The sequence below is a fragment of the Streptomyces sp. NEAU-174 genome (assembly GCF_052665095.1).
On the sequence record NZ_JBQTCE010000035.1, the window covers coordinates 19,140 to 41,515 of the forward strand.

Genomic DNA, 22,376 nt, shown 5'->3' on the forward strand with positions numbered 1-22,376 from the left:
GGCACCCTTCCCCGGTAAGGACCTTTATGCAAGCCATCACCGTGCGAGACCGTGACGCCGGTCTCGCCGGGCTGTCCCTGACGGACATGCCCTACCCCCACGCGGCCGAGAACGACGTCATCGTGCGGGTGCACGCCGCGGGCTTCACCCCTGGAGAGCTGGACTGGCCGGGCACGTGGACCGATCGCGCGGGCCGTGACCGGACGCCGAGCGTGCCCGGGCACGACCTGTCGGGTGTCGTCGAAGAGCTGGGGTTCGGCACCACCGGCTTGAGCGTCGGCCAGCGCGTGTTCGGCCTGACTGACTGGGCCCGCAACGGCACTCTCGCCGAGTACGTCGCGGTGGAGGCCCGCAACCTCGCCCCGCTGCCGGCGGACGTCGACCACACCGTGGCCGCCGCGCTGCCGATCTCCGGGCTGACCGCATGGCAGGCCCTGTTCGACCACGGCCGCCTGGCCACGGGCCAGACCGTCCTGATCCATGGTGTCGCGGGCGGCGTCGGCTCGATCGCGGCACAGCTCGCCCGCGAGGTCGGCGCCCGCGTCATCGGCACCGGCCGGTCCGCCGACCGGGACAGGGCGCTGGCGCTGGGCGTCGACACCTTCCTGGACCCGCAGACCGAGAAGCTGGAGGACGTCGGCGAGGCCGACGTCGTACTGGACGTGATCGGCGGCGACATCCTCGACCGCTCGGCCGCCCTGGTCCGGGCTGGTGGCACGCTGGTCACCATCGCCACGCCGCCCAAGGTCCGGCCCAAGGACGGGCGGGCCGTCTTCTTCGTCGTCGAACCCGACCGCGCCCGGCTCACCGACCTCGTCACGCGAGTGAGGGACGGCCGGCTCAAGCCCGTCGTCGGCGCCGTACGGCCACTCACCGAAGCACCCGCCGCGTTCGCCCCCACCACCCGCACCCCGGGCAAGGCGATCATCCGCGTCGCGGAAGACCGAACAGGAGCCCCATCGTGACCGGAATGCGGTTCGCCGGTGGCCTGCTGGCCGTCGCCACGCTGACCGCGGCCACGGCCTGCACCGCCTCGGACCAGTCCGCCCGCGCCAAGACACCCGCCGCGGCCGTGACGTCGAAGCACCCCACCGAAACCGTCAAGCCCCTGCTCCAGCAGCCCCTCCCGAATGTGAAGGGCAAGTCGTTCACCTCGATGGTCGTCGACTTCCCGCCCACCGCACGCGCGAAGCCGCACCGGCACGGCAAGGCGTTCGTCTACGCCTACGTCCTCGAGGGCACCGTGCGCAGCAAACTCGCCGGCAAGCCGGTGAGGACCTACCGCCAGGGTGAGAACTGGGTCGAGCGGCCGGGTGCTCACCACGTCCTGACCGAGAACACCAGCCGGACCGAACGGGCCAAGCTCCTGGTGGTCTACGTCTCCAACACCGGAGACAAGCTCAAGGTCGACGACCCGAGGTCCTAGCCCGTCGTCACGCGGTCGGCCGCTTCCTCAGCGCGTCGGACCACCAGGACGGCCACGTCGTCGAGGTGGTCCACCGCGACCGCGGCGTCGAGGATTCGGTCTGCCGTCGCCTCGACGTCGAGGCGGTCGTGGAGGGCCTGGCCGGCCAGCGTTCCCGCGCGTTCCAGCCCGGCTTCCAGGGGCAGCCCCGGCCCTTCGACGACGCCGTCGGTGACCAGGACCAGCGCGGTGTTCTCTGCCAGCGTGAAGGTCTCCTCGGGGTAGTCGGTCTCGGGCACGACGCCCAGTACCGGACCGCCGCACAGTGTGTGGATGTCGTGGCCGCCGTCGTCGCGTGCCAAGAGCAGCGGCACATGGCCCGCGCTGGCGCCGGTGACCTGTCCGTCGCGCGGGTCGATGCGCAGCATGGTGCAGCTGGCGAAGCGTGGTGCGTCCATGGTGACGAGCAGATCGTTGGTGCGTGTCAGCACGGTTCCCGGCTCCGGTTCCTGGGCGGTGATCGCGCGCAGGGACGAGCGCACCTGTCCCATGAAGGCCGCGGCGTCCACGTCGTGCCCTTGGGCGTCGCCGATCTCCAGTGCGACCGCACCGTCGGGCAGGAGGAACGCGTCGTACCAGTCCCCGCCGATATCGAGCCCGCGCCGGCTGGGCTGGTAGCGGGCGGCGATCTTCAGGCCCGGGAGGCGCTCGGGCAGTGTGGGGAGCATGCTCTGCTGGAGCGCCGTCGACAGTTCGACGTGGGCCTGTTGCAACCTGATGCGCCTGAGCGCCTGGCCCGCCAGCTCGGCCAGAGTGGTCATGAAGGCGAGCTGCTCCGGGGGCGGGGGGCGCTCGCTGTCGTACGTCACCGCCCAGGCCCCCAGCGGCTGGTCGCCCACCGGGCTGAGGGGGGTGATCGACATGGCGAGGTCGGGGCCGGGGCGCCGGAGGGGCAGGCTGTCTTCGTGCGGCCAACGTCGGGCGAGCTCCTCCTGGCCGGGGATGAACTGCGGCCGGCCGGTGCGGATGGCATGGGGCAGTGGGCGGTCATCATCCAGCGACAGGCCGTGCAGGGCGTCGGCCTGCCACGTGGGGATCTGGGCATCCGAGGAAACCCGCAGGCGCCCGTCGTCGACGAGCGCGAAGAGGGCGCCGGTACCGCCGAAGGCCGCGGCCAGCCGGGTCAGGATGGCCTGTTGCAGCTCCTGCTCGGTGGCGGCGGTGAACAGGGCGGAGGAGAACGCGGCGATCTCCTCGGTGCGCTGCCGCTCGGCGCTCACGGCGGCCAGCATTTCCGCTCGGCGCGCCTCCAGCTGGGTGTCGTCGCGGATCACCCCGAAGACCCTTTCGGGACCGCCGTACCCCAACGTGACCCGGCGAGTCTGGCTGGTCAGTACGCGCCAGCCATCGTGCTCGGTGAGGAACCGCGACCTGATCCAGGGGGACTGGGCGGCGTTCGGGCGCACCAGCCGCCGCAAGCCCTTGCGGTCATCGGGGTGGGCTTGCCGGACCACCGTGGACAGGGGCACGGACGCCTGCGGGAAAAGCGCGGCCAGAGCAGGTGCGCCGCCCATCCACTCGACCTGGTGCTCATGGGGCGAACACATGCACAGGCCGAGGCCGGCGGACCTGGCCGCGAGCTGGAACGGGATCAGCAACCCGCCCAGGTCGTGCTTCGCGTCCAACGAATGCACCCACACGAACTCACCGCCCGCGGGATCCCGCACCGGCCGCGCCTCGACAAGGCAGACCACGGATGCTGTGCCCGTCCCGGGGAACTCCAGCACACGCATCGCGAGCCTCTTCGTCGTGGCCCCGTGCGTCAGCAGGTTTTGCGCCGCGAGGCGCTGATTGACGGGCAAGAGATCACTGAATGCGTGACCTACGCACTGTTCCCACGGCCTGCCCAGCGCCGTGGCCATCGCGGCGTTGAGGCGGTGGATGACGCCGTTCAGGGTCAAGAGAGCCGACGGCGTGGCCCTCTCGAGGAGTTCGGTCAACAATCTCAACGCACTCCAGGATAGCGCTTACGGCTGTCCGCGCAGAGCTTCGGCGGCCGTGAGCAGGGATGCCCCCAGCAAGACGATGTCTTTCACCAGGAACTGGCCGGCGAGAGAGAGCTTTGGTTCTCCGCGCCGCTCCTGCCATGCCTCGGGCGTTGTGGCCAGGAAACTGAGAGTCGTGGCGAAAATCCCGGCAGCCCCCAGGCTTCCCAGCGCCGAGGCTCTCGGCGCGAACGGTCTCGCCGCAATCAGCGATCCCGTAACCATCTCTGTTACACCGATGACCCTGGCCAGTTTTTGTTCGCCGAGTTCGGTGAGGAGCCGCGAGAATACAGGGCTCGCGGTGACCAAGGGCCGAATGTTCTCGACCTCATAATTTTCGAACTTGAGCCGCCCAATCGACAGGAGATTGAGTGCCAGTCCATAGCGGATCGTTGAGAATCCTGTGCTTTGAAGGCCCTTACCGACCGTAGAAGGAATTCTCATACGGGTGTCCCTTCACCTGTGCACTTCAGAACTCCCTGTATCTGCCCAGCGTACGCCAGGTCCACCTCGCGGCACGCGCTATGGCGTGCCGGTGAGCTGCCCATCGCGTCGTACCTTTGTTGCGGGGTCAGCGGGGCACTGGTTTCCTCCCCGTCGAGCCGCCGCGGCATCCCGCGAATATCACGCGGCCCACGTCCAGGACCGGCCGCGACGAGTTCGTCCACCCCGTCGACGAGCAGCAGCACCCGCCCCGCCTGGAACTCCCGGTCCATCCACGCCCGGGGCATATGGCCGGTCAGCGGTCCGGCCGTGGCGTCCAGCAGTTCCTCCGGGCGTGGCAGCTCGCGGGAGGCGTAACGGCGCGGTTTGACCAGGACGGGGACCAGACCGTTCCAATCGGCCAGATCTCCGCCGAAGGCGCCGCGCGCGGCGGTGACGGCCAGCCAGTTGAGCAGCGTCGTCTTGCCGGAACCCGCCTCCCCGCGCAGCAGAATGCGAGCCGACTCCTTCAGTGCCGCCTCGACCCGTACGCTCGCCGACGACTCCTGCTCGGGACCGTCCCATGAGCTGATGCCCGTCCACAGCAGTTGGTCGGGCCCACCGACTGGCCGCTGCTCACGTCGCTGCACCGCCGCAGCAACCCGCGCCTTACCAAGCTGGCCAAGCGGGCGGGCGTGCCCTTCTGAACCGTTCCGCTGTGGCGTGCTCCAGGCGATCAATGCGCAGTAGCATCGCGCGACATCCAACGAGGAAGGGCGAACCAACGTGGTGGACATGAAAGCGGCCGCGCGCAAGGTCTTTGACGCGTACGACCTCGATGCCGACGGGCAGATAACCGCCAAGGAATACCAGCAGGTCGTCGCCGAGCTGCGTGGCGAGCACCTCACCGACGAACAGGCGCAGCGATTCATCGACGTACTCGACACGGACGGCGACGGCACGATGTCGTTCGAGGAGTTCTGGGCCCCGATGCAGGGCGTCGCGGACTGACCACGGGCGTTCCGGTCACCCCGCGCGCGGCGCCGGGGCCGGCCGGCTGCGAGGACGCTGCCCATCCGCCGGCCGCCTCCCTACGACCGCTTACCCCGTCGGCTTCGGGAGTCCGATCGGGTTGGGGAAGCGGAGGGCGGTGGCGCAGGCGGTGGTCAGGGGGGTGAGGAGGTGGGTCAGGGTTGCCACCTGCTCGGGAGGCAGGGGGCGCCAGGGGCGTTCCGCCGCCTGGTCCGTCGCGGCCTCGGCCGTGCGGAGCAGTTCGCGTCCGGCCTCCGTCGCCGCTCCGTCCGGGGTGAGGAGGCCGCGGTCGGTCAGGCGCTGGGCGGCGGCGTCCCACTCCTGGTCGGTCCAGCCGCGGTGGGGCTGGAGCTCGGTGCGGGGGAGGTCCACGGCGGAACGGAGGACGAGGGCTTCGCAGCCGTCGAGACCGGCGGCGACGAGGGCCGCGACATGGCCGTCGCCGCGGTGCTCCCGCAGCAGGGTCGTCGCGTGCCACAGCCGCTCGACCGGTTTGTCGGGAAAGTCCAGTGCGCCGTTCGCGGCGGCCAGTACCCGGCCGGAGCCGTCCAGGCCCGCCGCGCGGGGGACCAGGGCCTCGACGGCGCGCTCCACCTCGCGCTCGTGCCCGGCGAGCAGCCGGGTGAGGGCGGCCGCGGCGCCCGCGCGGCGGAGCTCCAGGGCGCGCTCGGGCGCGGTCAGGGACCAGACGTCGGGCAGGGCGCGGGCCACCATCGCGGGGGCGAAGGTGAAGAAGGACGCCACGACGGGCTCCGGCCCGACCGGCCCGAGAGGCGCGGCACGGCCCGCGAAGTAGCCGCGCCAGAAGCCGCGGAGCCCGGCGTCCTCGTACGCGGCCCGGGCCTCCGGGGCGAAGTACGCGACCGCGTGTATCGGCTCGTAGAGGGCCCACATCGTGCGGGCGGTCGTCGCGGCGCTGGTGTTCATCGCCATGCTCCCTGCTCCCTTCAGGGCCGACCTGGGGCCGGACCACGACCGGCATTGTGCCAAGCTCACGGAACCCGGTGGTCCGGGTCGTACGTTGACCCGGATGTCTGGTTATGCGCCGTCTGGCATCACCTGCTACCACCTGCTACCGCCTGACACCACCTGACGCGACCCTCGAGGAGAGCTGCTGTGACCCTGCGGCAAGAGATCGTCGGCAACGCCATGCAGATGGCGGTCTGCACCCTCCACCCCGGGCAGACCGTCTACTGCGAGGCCGGAAAGTTCCTGTTCAAGACGTCGAACGTGGCGATGGAGACCCGGCTGTCCGGGCCCGGCGGGGGCGGCGGCCAGGCCGCCGGGGGCAACGGCGCGGGCGGCGCGGGCGGTGGTGGCATGGGCGGGATGCTGCGCCAGGCCATGGGCACCGCCATGCAGGTGGGGCAGCGGGCGCTGGCGGGGGAGTCGCTGGCGTTCCAGTACTTCACCTCCACCGGTGGCGAGGGCACCGTCGGCTTCGCGGGGGTGCTGCCCGGTGAGATGCGGGCGTTGGAGCTGGACGGGACGCGGGCGTGGTTCGCGGAGAAGGACGCCTTCGTGGCGGCCGAGTCCACCGTGGAGTTCGGCATCGCCTTCCAGGGCGGGAAGGCCGGGCGCAGCGGCGGCGAGGGGTTCATCCTGGAGAAGTTCACCGGGCACGGCACCGTGATCATCTGCGGTGCGGGCAACTTCATCGACCTCAACCCGGCCGATTTCGGCGGCCGGATCGAGGTCGACACGGGCTGCATCGTGGCCTTCGAGGAGGGCATCCAGTACGGCGTGCAGCGCATCGGCGGGCTCAACCGCCAGGGGCTGATGAACGCGGTCTTCGGCGGTGAGGGGCTGTCGCTTGCCACGCTGGAGGGCAATGGCCGGGTGATCCTCCAGTCGCTCACCATCGAGGGCCTGGCAAACGCCCTGAAGAAGGCGCAGGGCGGCGACAAGCAGGGGCCGACGGGCGGGATGTTCTCCACCCACGCGGGGTGATCACGCGCTCCAGTTCGGCGGCCGCGGCAGCGGCTACTTCGCGCCCGCCACGTAGAAGAGGAAGAAGAGAAAAGCGGCGATGAAGTGGACGCCCACGAGATAGATGAAGACCCGCACCGTGAAGCTCATCGGCGCCCGGTCCTCCTCGTTCGGCCCGGTCCGGGCCGGCGTCGCGGGGGCCATCGGGGCATGGGTCGCATCGGTCGTATCGGCCGCATCAGTCGCACTCATGTCGTTCCCGTCCTTCATGGCGTACCGGGCCTTCCTCGGCGAGCGGCGTCGCCGAGGCACAGCTCGGCCGCGCCGCTCTGGAGCAGCGTGTGGACGAAGAGCAGATCCACGCCGCCGGGCGAGGCGGCGGCGATGCGGTGCGGGGTGAGCGAGTCGAAATGGGCCGCGTCGCCCGCGGAGAGGGCGTGCACGGTCTCGCCGAGCGTGAGCCGCAGCCGGCCCCCCAGGACGTAGAGCCACTCCTCGCCGGGGTGGACCCGCACCAGGTCCTCCTGGGCGGCGGAGCGCTCCGGTACGTGCAGCCGCAGCGCCTGCATGGCCCGGCCGGAGCCGCCGGCCTGCCAGTAGGTCCAGCCGCCCGCCTCCTGCGCCTCCATGCGGTCGGCGCGTACGACCGGGTCCCGCTCCGCGGGCACCTCGCCCAGCAGGTCGGATACCGTGGTTCCGTACGTACGGGCCAGGGCCAGCAGCATCGGGAGCGAGGGCTGGCGACGGCCGGTCTCCAGCCGGGACAGATGCGCGGGCGAGAGCCCCACCCGATGGGCGGCGGCCTCGAGTGTCAGACCGCTGCGTCGTCGCAGGTCACGAAGGCGGGGAGCGACAGTGGGCAGCTCGGCGGCCGGTCCGCCGGGGGCACCGTCGGCCGGTCCGCCCGTGGGCCACTCGGCGGGCCCGTGGGGGAGCGGGTTCATATCTCCGGTATAGCCAGCCCCTGACCTTTGAGGCAAAAACTTTGCCTCAAAGGCAAGAAGGCGAAGAACAGGCGAGGTGGTTACGCTTTCGTTACCTCTCCTGACGCTTCGCGCAGTTCTTGTGAACTCCCGGAGAACGGCCACCACTTGGCATTGACACGACAGCGTCTACGCGCGTCATGCTATGTCTATGACAATCCCCCCACGGATCGCCCGCATCGGTGCCCTCGGCGCCCTCGTCTCGACGCTGCTCATCGGCGGCGCGGCCACCGCGGCCACCGCCGTCACCCCGGTGGCATCGCACACCGTTGCGTCGTCGCAGGTCATCGCGGCCGTTGGCGACATCTGCTACTCGGATCTGCCCTCCCAGGCCCATGACACCCTGGACCTGATCGAGAAGGGCGGCCCCTACCCCTTCCCGCAGGACGGCACCGTCTTCCAGAACCGTGAAGGCGTCCTTCCGTCCCAGTCCTCCGGCTACTACCACGAGTACACCGTGATCACCCCGGGCTCCGACGACCGTGGCGCCCGACGCATCGTCACCGGTGAGCAGACGGACGAGGACTACTACACCGCGGACCACTACGCCTCGTTCGACCTGGTGGACCGCGGCTGCTGACGCCGTCCGCCGAAGACCGCCACCCCCCGCAACCGCGGCCGCTGCCCCCACCGTTGGGCAGCGGCCGCGGTGCTGTGCCCGCCCGCCCCCGCCCCTGCCCCGCCCTCCGCGCCCGACGCCGCCCCGCATCAGCCGCAGGGCCCGGACCCGTACCGGCCGTCGGCCTCGGACCCGTATCGGCCGCGGGCCCCGGGAACCCCGAGCGGGCCATTGTCGTTGCTTCCCGATACCGTCTCGGTAGCAGCGGACGTGCGGGGAGGCATGGTGGCGAAGGGGCCGGAAGTGGTCACGTGTGGGGAGGCGATGCTCCTCCTGCTGGCCGAGCCCGGGGTCCCGCTGGACCGGGCTGTACATTTCCGCAGGTCGGTGGCGGGAGCCGAATCCAATGTGGCCGTGGGCCTCGCCCGGCTCGGCCACGGGGTGCGCTGGCTCGGCCGGGTCGGCGCCGACCCCGCCGGGGAGGCGGTGCTGCGCGAGCTGCGCGCCGACTGCGTGGACGTCGCCCACGCGATCGTGGACGACCACGCCCCCACCGGGCTGATGATGCGCGACAGCCACGCGTACCGCGCCATCGATGTGCAGTACTACCGCATGGGCTCGGCCGCCTCCCGGCTGACGCCCGAGCAGATACGCCCCGAGGCCCTCGAAGGCACCCAACTGCTGCATCTGTCCGGCATCACGCCCATGCTCTCGCCGACCGCGGCGGCCGCCAGCCGCCGCCTGGTGGAGCTGGCCCGTGCGGCCGGGGCCAAGGTGTCCTTCGATCCGAACGTACGGCACAAGCTGGGCGGCGCGGCGCAGTGGGCCCAGACGGCGGGCCCGTTGCTGCGCGACGCCGACATCGTCCTCGCGGGAGAGGAGGAGTTGGAGCTGCTCACCGCCCAACCCGCCGACGAGGCCGCGCGGGAGCTGCTGCGCGGCGGTGCCGACGAGGTCGTGATCAAGCGCGCCGACCACTCCTCGACCGTCCTCACCGCGGACGGCGGCTGGGACCAGTCGCCCTACGCGGTGCCGGTCGTCGACCCGATCGGCGCGGGTGACGGCTTCGCGGCCGGCTATCTGTCGGCGCGGCTGCGCGGGTTGCACGAGGACCAGGCGCTCGCCGAGGCGGCGTGCGTGGCCGCCCTGGTCGTCCAGGCCGCCACCGATACGGACGGGCTGCCCACCGCCGCCGCGCGGGACCGGGCGCTCGCCGAGCTGTCCAAGGGTGGGGACGCGGTGTACCGCTGAACCGGCCGCGGCATCCACGGGCCGCCCGCGGAGCCCGGATGCCGCGCACATCACAACAACCGCCCACCCCACAACACCCCGCACCCCACAACAGCACAGAGCAGCACCGGTAAGACGGACAACCCCGATACCGATCCAGCAAGCGCAGCACAGCACCGCGTATCGTCCATCGCACACCGAAACCGCCGCATATCCCGGAGGCAATCCGGGGCGGCATCGCCAGCAGCACTTGGGAGAGGAAGGCGGCGACCGCCGTGTACCGCTGGGAGATCACCCGGGCCGCGCTCGCGCAGCGCGTCCTCGCCATCGTCCGTAGCGACAGCTACGACCACGCCCACGCCACGGCGGACAGCCTGCTCTCCGCCGGTATCACCAGCCTGGAGATCTCGCTGACCACGCCCTTCGCTCTGGAGGCGGTCACCACCCTGATCCGGGAGGTCGGCGATGACGCGGTGATCGGCGCGGGCACGGTGCTCGATGGCGCCTCGGCCCGGATGGCGGTGGACGCGGGCGCCCGCTTCCTCGTCTCGCCGAGCCTGGACCCCGAGGTCATCCGCACCGGCCACCGCTACGGTCTGCCGGTCTTCCCGGGCGTGGCCACACCCACCGAGGCGGTGCGCGCGATGGAGTTGGGAGCGGACGCCCTGAAGCTCTTCCCCGCCTCCGCCTACGGGCCCAGATGGGTCAGCGATGTACGGGCCGCCCTGCCGCAGGCCGCCGTGGTCCCCACGGGCGGGGTGACCCTGGCCGAGGCCCCGGACTGGGTCGCGGCCGGGGCCGTCGCGTGCGGAATGGGCTCGGCGCTGTCCGATGGCGACCGGGACACCGTGGGCAAGCGCGCGGCCGAACTGCTGGCCCGCCTCGCGGATGTGGCGCCCCCGCTGGACTCGGCGCACGAGCCGTACTGACGTCCCGTGGGCAGCACGCGGCCCGTCCCGAGGGCAGCACGGGCCCGTCCCGAGGGCAGCACGCGGCCCGTCCGTCCGGCGGTCAACGGCTTCCCGTGGGCCGGGACTTCTGCCACCCTGAGCGCGCTGTGATCATGCGGCTCGTAGCGGCCGCCCGCGCCCAGGAGGTGCCGTGAGACGTACCGTCACGCTGTCCGCCCTCGCCGCCGTGCTCGCCGCCACCGCCGCCGGTTCGGCGCTGGCCGTGGGCTCCACGGCGCATTCCGCGCCGGAACGAGCGCCTGCCGACCGCACCCCGCAGCAGCGCGGCACCCTGCTCGACCGGGTGCCCGAGCGCGGGGTGCTGCGGGTGTGCACCACGGGCGACTACCGGCCCTTCAGCCATCGCGACCCCACGTCCGGCGCCTACACCGGCATCGACATCAAGATGGCCGGGGACCTCGCCAAGAGCCTGGACGCAAAGCCGAAGTACGTGCCCACCACCTGGGCCACCCTCGTCGACGACCTCGCCGCCGGACGCTGCGACGTGGGCATGGGCGGAGTGTCGGTGACCCTGGCCCGCGCCCGTAAGGCGTCCTTCAGCGAGCCGTACCTCACCGACGGCAAGACGCCCATCGTGCGCTGCGCGGACAAGGACAAGTACCGGACGCTGGAGGAGATCGACCAGCCGGGCGTACGCGTCGTGGTCAACCCGGGTGGTACCAATGAGCAGTTCGCCCGGGCCCATATCAAACAGGCCACCCTCACCGTCCATCCGGACAACACGACGATCTTCGACGAGATCATCGCGGGCCGCGCCGATGTGATGATGACGGACGCCAGCGAGACCCGCTACCAGTCCGCGATCCACCCGGAGCTGTGCGCGGTCCACCCCGACGAGCCGTTCTCCTTCTCCGAGAAGGCGTACGTACTGCCGCGCGGCGACGCCCAGTTCAAGGAGTACGTCGATCAGTGGGTCCATCTGGCCACCCACGACGGTACGTACAAGAAGTACGAGGATGAGTGGATGAAGCGATGATGAAGCGATGACGCGGCGATGACGCGGCGGCGGACAGGAGAGTGACAGGGCGGCCGAAAATCCGGGCATCCTCGTACGACTCTCGCGTCCGTCGCCCTTCCGGCGGGCCCGGAGCGGGAAGATGGCCTCATGAGTCCAGCCCAGCCGGCGCGCCGCCGCTCGGACGCCGTCGCCAACCGCGCCGCCCTGCTCGACGCGGCCGAGCGGGTCCTGCTCCGCGACGGCCCCGCCGTGCCGCTGGACGTGGTGGCGCGCGAGGCCGGGGTCGGCATCGCCACGCTGTACCGGAACTTCGCCGACCGCGAGGAGCTGTACGCGGCCGTCGTCCACCGCTCCTACGCACTCATGGCAGCCCTCGCCCAGGAGGCCGAGGAGAGCGCGGCACCGCCGCTGGACGCGGTGGCCGGATTCCTGCACGGGCTGCTCGCCGAACGGCACCATCTCGCCCTGCCGCTGCTCGGTGCCCCGGGCCCGCTCTCAACGGACGAGGCCGACCCGCTCGGTTCGCGGATCTCCCGGTCGCTGGCCGCGGTCCTGAAGCGGGGTGTCGGCGACGGCTCGATCCGCCCCGACGCCACCGTCGCCGACCTCGTGGTCACCGGCGCGATGCTCGGCCACGCCCAACTCCCGCCCGACGCCTGGGGGCGCGCGGCCCGCCGTATCGCCGCGCTCGTTCTGGACGGTCTGCGCGCCCGCCCCGACACCGTCCCGCTGCCCGACGGGCTCACCGGGACCGAACTGGACCGGGTCATGACCCGTGGCGCGGGCGAAGCGGCGGCCCATTAGCCTGGGCTATTAGCCTGCCGAACACAGCGGGATGCGCATTTGCGCGAATCCGGGCGCGGCCCTCGTGCGGGTGCTACACGCTGACGGATGCCGGTTGTAATGCCCTGGACCGGTGACCGTTTCCTCGCCCCCGGAGAGACGACATGAGCAGTCCCCTCAGCCACCCCCTCGTGCGGACCTTTCTGTCCTCGGTCGAGCGGCGGACCGCGGCGCTTCCCGCCGCGTGGCGGGAGGAGCTGCTCGAGGACCTGCGCGAGGAGATCGCGGCGGCGCTCGCCGACGACCTCGGCGAGGATCCCGCCGGGGACGGCGATTCCGCGATCGGAGCCGAGCGGGTGCGACAGGTGCTCGACTGGATCGGCACCCCGGAGGAGATCGCGGCGGACGCGCTGGCCGAGGAGTCCGGCAGCATCCCGCCCGAGCCGGAGGACGCCGGTGCCACCTGGGTGACGCTCGGCCTCGCCGTGCTGCCCGTACCGCTGTGCCTGGTCCCGGGCGTGGGCATACCCCTGGGGCTGGTCGCCGCCCTCGGCGCGCTCGTCCGGCTGTGGCGGTCCGCGCCCTGGGTGCGGCGCGAGAAGCGGCAGGCCACGCTGTTCGTCCTGTCGCCCCTGGTGACGGTGCCGGTCCTGGCGGTGGCGCTCTCCGTGGCGTTCGACGGGATCAGCGCCGCCTCGTTCGTGGCCTCCCTGCTGATAGCGCTCACCCTGCCCGTGGTCGGCGCCATACGGCTGGCCCGGTCCGCCGCCCGGCTGCGCGAGCAGGCGGGCGCGTGAAATCGAGGGGGAAGCCGTGGACGGCTGACAGCGTTGTCGGCTCCCGACTGATCACCTGTGCGTAGTTTGTCCTGACAACAGAACTTCACGACTTCCCGTCATGTGCTCATCCGGATACCCTCGGCCCGTGGCTATGGAGGAAGAAGACGCTTCGGGCGGGGCGGAGGCGCTCCAGCTCAGCGTCGACCGCAGCAGTCCGGTCCCGCTGTACTTCCAGCTGTCCCAGCAGCTCGAGGCGGCGATCGAGCAGGGGCGGCTGGCGCCCGGGAGCCTGCTGGGCAATGAGATCGAGCTGGCCGGTCGGCTCGGGCTGTCCCGCCCCACCGTCCGGCAGGCCATCTCGTCGCTGGTCGACAAGGGGCTGCTGGTGCGCCGCCGGGGCGTGGGCACCCAGGTCGTGCACAGCCAGGTCAAGCGCCCGCTGGAGCTGAGCAGCCTCTACGACGACCTGGAGGCGGCCGGTCAGCGCCCCGCCACCCAGGTGCTGCGGAACACCACCGAGCCCGCGACCGCCCAGGTCGCCGCCGCCCTCGGCGTCGCCGAGGGCGAAGAGGTGGTGCTGATCGAGCGGCTGCGGCTGGCGCACGGCGAGCCCATGGCCCATCTGCGCAACCACCTCCCGGTGGGCCTGCTCAAGCTGGACAGCGCCGAGCTGGAGGACACCGGGCTCTACCGGCTGATGCGCTCGGCCGGGATCACCCTGCACAGCGCCCGCCAGGCGGTCGGCGCCCGCGCGGCCACCGCCGAGGAGGGGGAGCAGCTCGGGGAGCCGGCGGGCGCGCCGCTGCTGACCATGGAGCGCACGACCTTCGACGACACCGGCCGGGCCGTCGAGTTCGGCTCCCACACCTACCGGGCCTCGCGCTACGCCTTCGAGTTCCAGCTGCTCGTACGCCCCTGAGCGCCGCCGCACGCCGTGTGCCGCGCCCTTTGTCCTTGACGTGTCCCGCGTCCCCGGCTACAAGTCCTCAAGCCGTACGGGCTGCCGGGGCCCCGCCCACCCCGGCAGCCCCGTCGATGACCGGTGACGGATACTTGGGCGGCGGCCGGGACCGATCATGCGGTGCCCGGCCGTGAAGGTGACAGCGGGACGAACACACAGTGAGAAGGGCGGGTCTTCGTGGCGACGGTGCGGAGAGGGGCACGCGCTATGACCGCCGCCGTGCTGGCGGCGGTGCTGGGTACGGCGTTGGCCGGGTGCAGCGATACGGGCGGCAAGCGGGCCGAGGAGCGGGCCGCCCGGGAGGCGGCCGCCGGGGGACGGGCGGCGGTCAACACCCCGAAGTGGACCTTCGCGATGGTCACCCACTCCGGAGACGGGGACACCTTCTGGGACATCGTCCAGAGCGGCGCCAAGCAGGCCGCGGTCAAGGACAACATCAAGTTTCTCTACGCCCACAACGAGGAGGGCAAGGAGCAGGCCCAGCTGGTCCAGTCCTACATCGACCAGAAGGTCGACGGCCTGATCGTCACCCTCGCCAAGCCCGACGCCATGAAGTCCGTGGTGAAGAAGGCCCACAAGGCCGGGATACCGGTGATCACCGTCAACTCCGGCGCCGAGGTGTCCAAGGCGTTCGGCGCGCTCACCCACGTCGGCCAGGACGAGACCATCGCGGGCGAGGCCGTCGGCGACGAGCTCGACAAGCGGGGCCAGAAGAAGGCCCTGTGCGTCCTCCACGAGCAGGGCAACGTCGGCCTCGAGCAGCGCTGCGACGGCGCGGCCAAGACCTTCGACGGCAAGATGGAGAAGATCTACGTCGAGGGCACCAACATGCCCGATGTGCAGTCCTCGATCGAGGCCAAGCTCCAGTCGGACAAGGGCATCGACACCGTGCTGACCCTGGGCGCGCCCTTCGCGGACACCGCCTCCAAGGCCGCCGACCAGGCGGGCAGCAAGGCCGAGATCGACACCTTCGACCTCAACGCCAAGGTCGCCGCCGCGCTCCAGGACGACACGCTCGGCTTCGCCGTGGACCAGCAGCCGTATCTCCAGGGCTATGAGGCCGTGGATCTGCTGTGGCTCAACCGCTACAACGCCGATGTGCTCGGCGGCGGCAAGCCGGTGCTCACCGGTCCGCAGATCATCACCAAGGACGACGCCGCCGAGCTCGCCTCGTACACGAAGCGGGGGACCCGATGAGCGCGGAGGCACCGCCCGCCGAGGAGACGCTCGAGAGCCGGCCGGTGCGCGGCTCGCTGCCGCGCCGGCTGGTGGGCCGGCCGGAGCTGGGCGCGGTCGTCGGCGCCGTCGCCGTCTTCGTCTTCTTCTCGGTCGTCGCCGACGCCTTCCTCCAGTGGTCCAGCTTCAGCACCGTGCTGTACGCCTCCTCGACCATCGGGATCATGGCGGTGCCGGTGGCGCTGCTGATGATCGGCGGGGAGTTCGACCTCTCGACCGGGGTCCTGGTGACCAGCTCGGCGCTGATCTCCTCGATGTTCTCGTACCAGATGACGGCGAACGTGTGGGTCGGGGTCGGGGTGTCCCTGCTGGCCACCCTCGCGATCGGCTTCTTCAACGGCTATCTGCTGGTCCGCACCAATCTGCCGAGCTTCATCATCACCCTCGGCACCTTCCTGATCCTCCAGGGGTGCAACCTCGGCTTCACCAAGCTGATCAGCGACACCGTCTCCACCAAGAGCATCTCCGACATGGAGGGCTTCCCGTCCGCCCGTAAGGTCTTCGCCTCGCATCTGACCATCGGGGACGTCGAGGTGCAGATCACCGTCCTGTGGTGGTTCGCCCTGATCGCGCTCGCGACCTGGATCCTGCTGCGCACCCGCGCCGGGAACTGGATCTTCGCGGTGGGCGGCGCCAAGGAGGCGGCCCGCGCGGTCGGCGTCCCCGTGGAGCGCACCAAGATCGGCCTCTATCTGGGCGTCGCGCTGGCCGCCTGGATCTCCGGCCAGCATCTGCTGTTCAACTACGACGTGGTCCAGTCCGGCGAGGGCGTGGGCAATGAGCTGCTCTACATCATCGCGGCCGTCATCGGCGGCTGTCTGCTGACCGGCGGCTACGGTTCGGCGGTCGGCGCGGCCGTCGGCGCGTTCATCTTCGGCATGACCAACAAGGGCATCGTCTACGCGCAGTGGGGCGCCGACTGGTTCAAGTTCTTCCTCGGGGCGATGCTGCTGCTCGCCACGCTGCTCAACTGGTGGGTCCGCAAGCGGGCGGAGGAGAGTAAATGAGTGTGTCCCAGGCATCCAAGGCATCTCGGACATCTCCGGCACCCCGGGCGGCCCTGGTCGAGCTGAGCGACATCAGCAAGTACTACGGCAACGTCAAGGCCCTGGAGGGCGTCTCCCTCGAGGTGCACGCCGGGGAGATCACCTGCGTCCTCGGCGACAACGGCGCGGGCAAGTCCACCCTCATCAAGATCGTCGCCGGGCTGCACCAGCACGATGGCGGCACCCTCGCCATCGAGGGGGAGGAGACCCGGCTCGGCTCCCCGCGCGAGGCCCTCGACCGCGGGATCGCCACGGTCTACCAGGACCTCGCCGTGGTCCCGCTGATGCCGGTGTGGCGGAACTTCTTCCTGGGCTCGGAGATCCACAAGGGCCGCGGACCGCTCCGCCGCCTCGACGTGGCGGCGATGCGCACCACGACCCACCGCGAACTGCTGCGCATGGGCATCGATCTGCGCGATGTCGACCAGCCCATCGGCACCCTCTCCGGCGGCCAGCGCCAGTGCGTGGCCATCGCCCGCGCCGTTCACTTCGGCGCGAAGGTGCTCATCCTGGACGAGCCCACGGCGGCGCTGGGCGTCAAGCAGTCCGGCGTCGTGCTCAAGTACGTCGCGGCCGCCCGGGACGCGGGCCTCGGCGTGGTCCTCATCACCCACAACCCGCACCACGCCTATCTCGTCGGCGACCGCTTCGTGCTGCTCAAGCGCGGCGCCATGGCGGGCAGCCACACCAAGGACGAGATCGCCCTGGAGGAGCTCACCCGGCAGATGGCGGGCGGCAGCGAGCTGGAGCAGCTCAGCCATGAGCTGGCCCGCACCCCCGCCCCCGATCTGTCGGGAGGGGTCGCCAAGGGCTAAGAGCCTGTGTCATATCCCCGGCCGGGCGTGCGACGCTTGGCACGCTCCCCCAGCTACCGCTGGGAGGGGCCCCCTCTCGCGGCGTTGCCGAAACGCCCATGTGGCTCCGCCACGAGGGCGCTCCGGCGCCTTGCGATCGCACGCTCCCCCAGCTACCGCTGGGAGGTGCCCCCTGACGCCGCACGCTGATCCGACCGGGGATATGACACAGGCTCTAAGGCTGAGCGGGGTCATCAAGGGGTGAGAGAGGTCGCCAAGGGCTGAGCGGCCGGGTTGTCGGCCGTGTTCCGGTGCTTCTTGGGGGCCGCGCGCCGTAGGCTCGCCATGCGGCGTGAGGCGCGGGTGAGGCACAATCGCACGGCGGGCCACACCCGCCACGACCGACGCACCCGAGGCCGCGCGGCCTCCCGAGACCCCCGCAGGGACGACGAACTCTTGCGAGCACGTACCCGCAGCGACCGCACCCCCCACACCGGCGAGGGGGCCGGCCGATGAGCATCTACCGCGAACGAGTGCACCGGGGCTCGGCCCGGGCCACCGTGCTGCGGACCGTCGGCACCCGTGAGCGCCGCTCGCACCTCAGCGCGCCCCGGGTGCCCACGGTCGGCATCGACATCGGCGGCACCAAGGTGATGGCCGGGGTCGTCGACGCCGACGGCAACATCCTCGAGAAGCTGCGCACCGAGACCCCGGACAAGTCCAAGAGCCCCAAGGTCGTCGAGGACACCATCACCGAGCTGGTGCTGGACCTCTCCGACCGGCACGATGTGCACGCCGTGGGCATCGGCGCCGCGGGCTGGGTGGACGCCGACCGCAACCGCGTGCTGTTCGCCCCGCACCTGTCCTGGCGCAACGAACCGCTGCGCGACCGGCTCGCGGAGCGGCTCGCCGTCCCGGTCCTGGTCGACAACGACGCCAACGCCGCCGCGTGGGCGGAGTGGCGGTTCGGCGCCGGACGCGACGAGGACCATCTCGTCATGATCACCCTCGGCACCGGGATCGGCGGCGCGATCCTGGAGGACGGCCAGGTCAAGCGCGGCAAGTACGGGGTCGCCGGGGAGTTCGGCCATATGCAGGTCGTCCCGGCCGGTCACCGCTGCCCGTGCGGCAACCGCGGCTGCTGGGAGCAGTACAGCTCCGGCAACGCCCTCGTCCGCGAGGCCCGTGAACTGGCCGCCGCCGAATCGCCCGTGGCCTACGGGATCAACGACCGGGTCGGCGGCAATATCCAGGAGATCACCGGGCCGCTGATCACCGAGCTGGCCCGCCAGGGCGACGCCATGTGCGTCGAACTGCTCCAGGACATCGGCCAGTGGCTCGGCGTCGGCATCGCCAATCTCGCCGCCGCCCTCGACCCCTCCTGCTTCGTCATCGGCGGCGGCGTCAGCGCAGCCGACGACCTGCTGATCGACCCGGCCCGGAACGCCTTCCGGCGCACCCTCACCGGCCGCGGCTACCGGCCGGAGGCCCGGATCGTCAAGGCGCAGCTGGGCCCCGAGGCCGGGATGGTCGGCGCCGCCGACCTCGCCCGGCTGGTCGCCCGCCGCTTCCGGCGCGCCAACCGCCGCCGCGTCGAGCGCTACGAGCGCGCCGGGTCCTCCTCCCCGCTGCGGCTGGCGCCGCGCAGTCAGGCAGGCCGCGAATGACCGCCGCCGACCAGCGGCCCGGCGCCGCGATGCCCCCGGCCGACGGGATGCGCCCCGGCGGGCCCGCACCGGGCGGGCCCACGTCCGGCGGGCCCGTGCCCGGTGGCGGCCGTCCGCCCCGCCGCTGGCTCAAGATCATTGTCGTCTTCCTGCTGATCGCGATCCCGGCGGGCTATCTGGTGATCTCCGCCCTCCAGAGCCGCAACGGCGGTGAGGACAAGGCGGAGGCGGCGTCGGCCAAGGGCCTCAGCGCGGGCTATCCGACCCGGGTGCAGCGGCGCATATACGACGTGCCGGTGCCGCCGTACTCCAAGAAGGTCGCCTTCTACGAGACCAACTCCTGGAAGGTCAGCTCGCTGTACGTGCAGTTCGTCACGTCCCGCGATGGCCTCGACTCGTTCCTGCACAAGCTCGGCACCCGCCGCTCCGCCCTGGACAAGGGCGAGGTGACCATCACCAAGGAGCAGGCCGGGAAGGTCGGTTGGCAGGTCGGAGCACCCGGTCACGACTGGGCGGGGATGGTCATCAAGCAGAAGGATCCGCAACCCAAGCTGAGGATCACGGTCAAGTTCGACAACCCGGTGCATCCGAAGGTTTACGTGGTCTCCACGGTCACACCGTAAGGCCTTCACGTTCTGGGTACATCGCGCCCGAAAACCCCGCCACCCGTGTCGGATACCGTTTTCGGGTGAGCGAGACGAAGACACTTCAGTACCGGACCGACGGCCCCGAGGACGGGCCCGTGCTCGTCCTCGGACCGTCGCTGGGCACCACCTGGCATATGTGGGACCGCCAGATACCCGAGCTCTCCCGCCACTGGCGCGTCCTCCGCTTCGACCTCCCCGGCCACGGCGGCGCCCCCGCCCATCCGGCCACCTCCGTGGCCGAGCTCGCCGCCCGGCTGCTAGCCACCCTCGACCAGCTCGGCGTAGAGCGCTTCGGCTACGCGGGCTGCTCGATCGGCGGGGCCATCGGCGCCGAACTGGCCCTGCGACATCCCCATAGAGTGGGCTCACTCGCCCTCGTCTCCGCCTCCCCGCGCTTCGGCACCGCCGACTCCTTCCGGCAGCGCGGCGTCGTGGTCCGCACCAACGGCCTCGACCCGATCGCCCGCGCCACCCCCGAGCGCTGGTTCACCCCCGGCTTCGCCGCCGCCCAGCCCGCCATCGTCGAGTGGGCCGTCCAGATGGTCCGCACCACCGACCCCGGCTGCTACATCGCCGCCTGCGAGGCCCTCGCCGCCTTCGACATCCGCGCCGAGCTCAGCCGGATCGGCGTCCCCACCCTCGTGGTGGCCGGCGCCGACGACCAGGTCACCCCGGCCGCCGACGCCCGCGTCCTGGTGGCCGGGATCGCCGACGCACGGCTCGCGCTGGTCCCCGGCGCCTCCCATCTCACCCCCGTCGAGCAGCCGATGGCCGTCACCGATCTGCTGGTGCGCCACTTCTCCAGCTCCTGGCAGAGCCCGGACCACCCGACCGGGATGACCGCGATCCCCGCGCCCCCGCCCAAGCCCGTGCTCTCGCCGGTGCCGCCCGGCGCCGAGGTCGTCGGTTTCGGCCACAACGTGCCCGAACCGCTGCTGGACGCCCGGGCCGACGCGTACGACCAGGGCATCAAGGTGCGCCGCGAGGTGCTCGGCGACGCCCATGTGGACCGGGCGCAGTCCCTGGCCGACGAGTTCACCGGCGACTTCCAGGACTTCATCACCCGCTATGCCTGGGGCGAGGTGTGGACCCGGCCCGGCATCGACCGGCGGATCCGCAGCGTGGTCACCCTCACCGCCCTCGCCGCCCGCGGCCACCTCGACGAACTCGCCTTCCACACCCGGGCCGCGCTGCGCAACGGGCTCACCCCCACCGAGATCAAGGAGGTGCTGCTGCACACCGGCGTCTACTGCGGGGTGCCGACGGCGAACTCCGCCTTCGCCGTGGCCCAGCGGATCATCCGCGAGGAGACGAGCCCGGAGGGCTGAGCGCAAAGGTCGAGCGCAAAGGCCCGGAAGGGCAGTGCGGTCAGCGGGGCGCTCGGTAGCACAATGATCTCCATGAAGCTCACCAAGAAGGGCCATGCCTGCGTCCGGATCGAGAAGGACGGGCAGACGCTCGTCATCGACCCCGGAGCCTTCAGCGAAGCGGACGCCGCGGTCGGCGCGGACGCGATCCTGGTCACCCACGAGCACCTCGACCACTTCGACGAGGAGCGGCTGCGCACGGCGCTCGACGCCAACCCCGCCGCCCAGATCTGGACGCTCCACAGCGTCGCCCACCACATCTCCGCCGCGTTCCCCGGGCGGGTGAACACCATCGGGGAGGGCGACAGCTTCACCGCGGCGGGCTTCGACATCGAGGTCCACGGCCAGCTGCACGCCATCATCCACCCCGATATCCCCCGGATCACCAATGTGGGCTATCTGCTGGACGGCACGCTCTTCCACCCCGGCGACGCCCTTACCGTGCCCGCCGGGCACCGGGTGGAGACCCTGATGCTGCCGGTGCACGCCCCCTGGAACAAGTTCGCCGAGATCCTCGACTACGTCCGCGCGGTCGGCCCGCGCCGGGCCATCGACATCCACGACGCCCTGCTGTCCGACGTCGCGCACACGGTCTACGGGCGGATGCTCGGCCCCGAGGGCCCCGGCACGGAAGGCGCCGAACACCTGCGGCTGACCCCGGGCGAATCCCTCACCCTCTGAGGGCCGGGCCCGCTGTCGGACCCGGGATGTAGGTTGTGGCCTATGCGCATCGCGACCTGGAACGTCAATTCGATCACCGCCCGGCTGCCCCGGCTGCTGGCCTGGCTGGAGAGCAGCGGCACGGACGTCCTGTGCGTCCAGGAGACCAAGTGCGCCGAGTCCGCGTTTCCGTACGAGCCGCTGCGCGAGCTCGGCTACGAGGCCGCGGTCAACGCCACCGGCCGGTGGAACGGAGTGGCGCTGCTCTCCAAGGCCGGGCTCGCGGACGTCACCGTGGGCCTCCCCGGCGGCCCGGACTACGACGGCGGCCAGGAGCCGCGGGCGATAGGCGCCACCTGCGGCCCGGTCCGCCTCTGGTCGGTCTATGTGCCCAACGGCCGGGAGATCGGCCACCCCCACTACGACTACAAGCTGCGCTGGCTGGAGGCGCTGCGCACGGCCGTCGCCGGGGACGCGGCCGGTGAGCGCCCCTTCGCGGTCCTCGGCGACTTCAATGTGGCGCCGACCGACGAGGACGTCTGGGACCGCTCCGCCTTCGACGGGCTGACCCATGTGACGGACCTGGAGCGCGAGGCCCTGGCGGCGCTGCGCGAGTCGGGCCTTTCGGACGTGGTGCCCCGGCCGCTGAAGTACGACCGCCCCTTCACCTACTGGGACTACCGCGAGCTGTGCTTCCCCAAGAACCGCGGCATGCGCATCGACCTGGTCTACGGGAACGAGACGTTCGCCAAGGCGGTCGGCGACGCGTATGTGGACCGCGAGGAGCGCAAGGGCAAGGGCGCCTCCGACCATGCCCCGATCGTCGTCGACCTGGAGGTGTGACCCCGCGGCGGGATGTCCTGGCGAGGCGGGGGAGCCCCTGAGGCTCCCCCAGCCCGGC

The 22,376-nt window shown here is 71.4% G+C and carries 25 protein-coding genes; 19 read left to right on the plus strand and 6 right to left on the minus strand.

The annotated features are described in order from the left end of the window. Nucleotides 1–26 precede the first annotated feature (26 nt). A complete protein-coding gene (locus tag ACT2CW_RS48860; RefSeq protein WP_445521269.1) occupies nt 27–965 on the plus strand; it encodes an NADP-dependent oxidoreductase in 939 nt (312 codons plus the stop codon). A 5-nt stretch (nt 966–970) separates the two neighbouring features. Beyond that, nucleotides 971–1,426, plus strand: coding sequence for a cupin domain-containing protein (locus ACT2CW_RS48865; RefSeq protein WP_445521289.1), 456 nt, complete (start codon nt 971–973; stop codon nt 1,424–1,426). On the opposite strand, the gene ACT2CW_RS48870 is transcribed toward ACT2CW_RS48865, so the two are convergent. The 3 genes from ACT2CW_RS48870 to ACT2CW_RS48880 are packed head-to-tail and all read right to left on the minus strand — an operon-like array spanning nt 1,423 to nt 4,523. After that, nucleotides 1,423–3,414 carry a SpoIIE family protein phosphatase gene (locus ACT2CW_RS48870; RefSeq protein WP_445521270.1) on the minus strand — a complete coding sequence of 664 codons (1,992 nt, stop codon included), beginning with the start codon at nt 3,412–3,414 and terminating at the stop codon, nt 1,423–1,425. The two genes, ACT2CW_RS48865 and ACT2CW_RS48870, sit on opposite strands and share 4 nt — an antisense overlap. Before the next feature lie 18 nt (nt 3,415–3,432). Then, entirely contained in the window at nt 3,433–3,894 is a 462-nt protein-coding gene (locus ACT2CW_RS48875; RefSeq protein ID WP_445521271.1) for a YkgB family protein, read from the minus strand. Beyond that, a complete protein-coding gene (locus tag ACT2CW_RS48880) occupies nt 3,891–4,523 on the minus strand; it encodes an NACHT domain-containing protein (RefSeq protein WP_445521272.1) in 633 nt (210 codons plus the stop codon). Before ACT2CW_RS48880 ends, ACT2CW_RS48875 begins: the two co-directional genes overlap by 4 nt. 145 nt (nt 4,524–4,668) lie before the next feature. Between ACT2CW_RS48880 and ACT2CW_RS48885 the strand changes: the two genes are divergently transcribed. Next, complete coding sequence (locus ACT2CW_RS48885; RefSeq protein ID WP_166484350.1) at nt 4,669–4,884, plus strand: EF-hand domain-containing protein; 216 nt, start codon at nt 4,669–4,671, stop codon at nt 4,882–4,884. A gap of 90 nt (nt 4,885–4,974) precedes the next feature. Here the strand turns inward: ACT2CW_RS48885 and ACT2CW_RS48890 are convergent, their stop codons facing one another. Next, entirely contained in the window at nt 4,975–5,832 is an 858-nt protein-coding gene (locus tag ACT2CW_RS48890; protein ID WP_445521290.1) for an SCO6745 family protein, read from the minus strand. 189 nt (nt 5,833–6,021) lie between these two features. Between ACT2CW_RS48890 and ACT2CW_RS48895 the strand changes: the two genes are divergently transcribed. Continuing rightward, nucleotides 6,022–6,855, plus strand: a complete 834-nt coding sequence (locus ACT2CW_RS48895; RefSeq protein WP_445521273.1) for an AIM24 family protein — start codon at nt 6,022–6,024, stop codon at nt 6,853–6,855. A gap of 33 nt (nt 6,856–6,888) precedes the next feature. On the opposite strand, the gene ACT2CW_RS48900 is transcribed toward ACT2CW_RS48895, so the two are convergent. Further along, entirely contained in the window at nt 6,889–7,086 is a 198-nt protein-coding gene (locus ACT2CW_RS48900) for a DUF6126 family protein (protein ID WP_414083582.1), read from the minus strand. 14 nt (nt 7,087–7,100) lie between these two features. Then, complete coding sequence (locus ACT2CW_RS48905) at nt 7,101–7,778, minus strand: helix-turn-helix domain-containing protein (protein ID WP_250853583.1); 678 nt, start codon at nt 7,776–7,778, stop codon at nt 7,101–7,103. 190 nt (nt 7,779–7,968) lie between these two features. Here ACT2CW_RS48905 and ACT2CW_RS48910 point away from each other — a divergent pair, with 190 nt between their 5' ends. The 15 genes from ACT2CW_RS48910 to ACT2CW_RS48980 all read left to right on the plus strand — a co-directional run bounded on the left by ACT2CW_RS48910 (nt 7,969) and on the right by ACT2CW_RS48980 (nt 22,318). After that, nucleotides 7,969–8,397: a ribonuclease gene (locus ACT2CW_RS48910; protein ID WP_445521274.1), complete on the plus strand. Its 429-nt coding sequence runs from the start codon at nt 7,969–7,971 to the stop codon at nt 8,395–8,397. Between the two features lie 261 nt (nt 8,398–8,658). Then, nucleotides 8,659–9,627 (plus strand): sugar kinase, encoded by a 969-nt coding sequence (locus ACT2CW_RS48915; RefSeq protein ID WP_445521275.1) that lies wholly within the window; start codon nt 8,659–8,661, stop codon nt 9,625–9,627. 254 nt (nt 9,628–9,881) lie between these two features. Beyond that, the gene (locus ACT2CW_RS48920; protein WP_164436008.1) at nt 9,882–10,535 is read left to right on the plus strand and encodes a bifunctional 4-hydroxy-2-oxoglutarate aldolase/2-dehydro-3-deoxy-phosphogluconate aldolase; all 654 of its coding nucleotides are present in this window, start codon (nt 9,882–9,884) and stop codon (nt 10,533–10,535) included. A gap of 172 nt (nt 10,536–10,707) precedes the next feature. Beyond that, nucleotides 10,708–11,553, plus strand: coding sequence for a transporter substrate-binding domain-containing protein (locus tag ACT2CW_RS48925; protein WP_445521276.1), 846 nt, complete (start codon nt 10,708–10,710; stop codon nt 11,551–11,553). 129 nt (nt 11,554–11,682) lie between these two features. Continuing rightward, entirely contained in the window at nt 11,683–12,339 is a 657-nt protein-coding gene (locus tag ACT2CW_RS48930; protein ID WP_445521277.1) for a TetR/AcrR family transcriptional regulator, read from the plus strand. A 143-nt stretch (nt 12,340–12,482) separates the two neighbouring features. After that, the gene (locus tag ACT2CW_RS48935; protein WP_445521278.1) at nt 12,483–13,115 is read left to right on the plus strand and encodes an HAAS signaling domain-containing protein; all 633 of its coding nucleotides are present in this window, start codon (nt 12,483–12,485) and stop codon (nt 13,113–13,115) included. A gap of 133 nt (nt 13,116–13,248) precedes the next feature. Continuing rightward, entirely contained in the window at nt 13,249–14,016 is a 768-nt protein-coding gene (locus ACT2CW_RS48940; RefSeq protein WP_164436044.1) for a GntR family transcriptional regulator, read from the plus strand. Between the two features lie 249 nt (nt 14,017–14,265). After that, a complete protein-coding gene (locus ACT2CW_RS48945) occupies nt 14,266–15,255 on the plus strand; it encodes a sugar ABC transporter substrate-binding protein (RefSeq protein ID WP_164436011.1) in 990 nt (329 codons plus the stop codon). Then, complete coding sequence (locus ACT2CW_RS48950) at nt 15,252–16,301, plus strand: ABC transporter permease (RefSeq protein WP_037949271.1); 1,050 nt, start codon at nt 15,252–15,254, stop codon at nt 16,299–16,301. Before ACT2CW_RS48945 ends, ACT2CW_RS48950 begins: the two co-directional genes overlap by 4 nt. After that, the gene (locus tag ACT2CW_RS48955) at nt 16,298–17,155 is read left to right on the plus strand and encodes an ATP-binding cassette domain-containing protein (RefSeq protein ID WP_445521279.1); all 858 of its coding nucleotides are present in this window, start codon (nt 16,298–16,300) and stop codon (nt 17,153–17,155) included. Before ACT2CW_RS48950 ends, ACT2CW_RS48955 begins: the two co-directional genes overlap by 4 nt. A gap of 491 nt (nt 17,156–17,646) precedes the next feature. After that, nucleotides 17,647–18,801, plus strand: coding sequence for an ROK family glucokinase (locus ACT2CW_RS48960; RefSeq protein ID WP_020867702.1), 1,155 nt, complete (start codon nt 17,647–17,649; stop codon nt 18,799–18,801). Further along, nucleotides 18,798–19,424 (plus strand): hypothetical protein, encoded by a 627-nt coding sequence (locus ACT2CW_RS48965; RefSeq protein ID WP_445521280.1) that lies wholly within the window; start codon nt 18,798–18,800, stop codon nt 19,422–19,424. The genes ACT2CW_RS48960 and ACT2CW_RS48965 overlap by 4 nt, the downstream gene beginning before the upstream one ends. Before the next feature lie 65 nt (nt 19,425–19,489). Further along, nucleotides 19,490–20,776: a bifunctional 3-oxoadipate enol-lactonase/4-carboxymuconolactone decarboxylase PcaDC gene (pcaDC, locus tag ACT2CW_RS48970; protein ID WP_414083589.1), complete on the plus strand. Its 1,287-nt coding sequence runs from the start codon at nt 19,490–19,492 to the stop codon at nt 20,774–20,776. Between the two features lie 72 nt (nt 20,777–20,848). Further along, a complete protein-coding gene (locus ACT2CW_RS48975) occupies nt 20,849–21,496 on the plus strand; it encodes an MBL fold metallo-hydrolase (protein WP_138916943.1) in 648 nt (215 codons plus the stop codon). A gap of 42 nt (nt 21,497–21,538) precedes the next feature. Further along, on the plus strand, nt 21,539–22,318 hold the full coding sequence (locus ACT2CW_RS48980; protein WP_445521281.1) for an exodeoxyribonuclease III: 780 nt from the start codon (nt 21,539–21,541) through the stop codon (nt 22,316–22,318). The last annotated feature ends 58 nt before the right edge of the window (nt 22,319–22,376 follow it).

Excerpts from the sequence above, each read along its gene's own strand:
- ACT2CW_RS48860 (WP_445521269.1), top strand. The coding sequence starts at position 27 with ATGCAAGCCATCACCGTGCGAGACCGTGACGCCGGTCTCGCCGGGCTG.
- ACT2CW_RS48865 (WP_445521289.1), top strand. The coding sequence starts at position 971 with ATGCGGTTCGCCGGTGGCCTGCTGGCCGTCGCCACGCTGACCGCGGCC.
- ACT2CW_RS48875 (WP_445521271.1), bottom strand. The coding sequence starts at position 3,894 with ATGAGAATTCCTTCTACGGTCGGTAAGGGCCTTCAAAGCACAGGATTC.
- ACT2CW_RS48885 (WP_166484350.1), top strand. The coding sequence starts at position 4,669 with ATGAAAGCGGCCGCGCGCAAGGTCTTTGACGCGTACGACCTCGATGCC.
- ACT2CW_RS48890 (WP_445521290.1), bottom strand. The coding sequence starts at position 5,832 with ATGAACACCAGCGCCGCGACGACCGCCCGCACGATGTGGGCCCTCTAC.
- ACT2CW_RS48900 (WP_414083582.1), bottom strand. The coding sequence starts at position 7,086 with ATGAGTGCGACTGATGCGGCCGATACGACCGATGCGACCCATGCCCCG.
- ACT2CW_RS48905 (WP_250853583.1), bottom strand. The coding sequence starts at position 7,778 with ATGAACCCGCTCCCCCACGGGCCCGCCGAGTGGCCCACGGGCGGACCG.
- ACT2CW_RS48910 (WP_445521274.1), top strand. The coding sequence starts at position 7,969 with ATGACAATCCCCCCACGGATCGCCCGCATCGGTGCCCTCGGCGCCCTC.
- ACT2CW_RS48915 (WP_445521275.1), top strand. The coding sequence starts at position 8,659 with ATGGTGGCGAAGGGGCCGGAAGTGGTCACGTGTGGGGAGGCGATGCTC.
- ACT2CW_RS48930 (WP_445521277.1), top strand. The coding sequence starts at position 11,683 with ATGAGTCCAGCCCAGCCGGCGCGCCGCCGCTCGGACGCCGTCGCCAAC.
- ACT2CW_RS48935 (WP_445521278.1), top strand. The coding sequence starts at position 12,483 with ATGAGCAGTCCCCTCAGCCACCCCCTCGTGCGGACCTTTCTGTCCTCG.
- ACT2CW_RS48940 (WP_164436044.1), top strand. The coding sequence starts at position 13,249 with ATGGAGGAAGAAGACGCTTCGGGCGGGGCGGAGGCGCTCCAGCTCAGC.
- ACT2CW_RS48945 (WP_164436011.1), top strand. The coding sequence starts at position 14,266 with ATGACCGCCGCCGTGCTGGCGGCGGTGCTGGGTACGGCGTTGGCCGGG.
- ACT2CW_RS48950 (WP_037949271.1), top strand. The coding sequence starts at position 15,252 with ATGAGCGCGGAGGCACCGCCCGCCGAGGAGACGCTCGAGAGCCGGCCG.
- ACT2CW_RS48955 (WP_445521279.1), top strand. The coding sequence starts at position 16,298 with ATGAGTGTGTCCCAGGCATCCAAGGCATCTCGGACATCTCCGGCACCC.
- ACT2CW_RS48960 (WP_020867702.1), top strand. The coding sequence starts at position 17,647 with ATGAGCATCTACCGCGAACGAGTGCACCGGGGCTCGGCCCGGGCCACC.
- ACT2CW_RS48965 (WP_445521280.1), top strand. The coding sequence starts at position 18,798 with ATGACCGCCGCCGACCAGCGGCCCGGCGCCGCGATGCCCCCGGCCGAC.
- ACT2CW_RS48975 (WP_138916943.1), top strand. The coding sequence starts at position 20,849 with ATGAAGCTCACCAAGAAGGGCCATGCCTGCGTCCGGATCGAGAAGGAC.
- ACT2CW_RS48980 (WP_445521281.1), top strand. The coding sequence starts at position 21,539 with ATGCGCATCGCGACCTGGAACGTCAATTCGATCACCGCCCGGCTGCCC.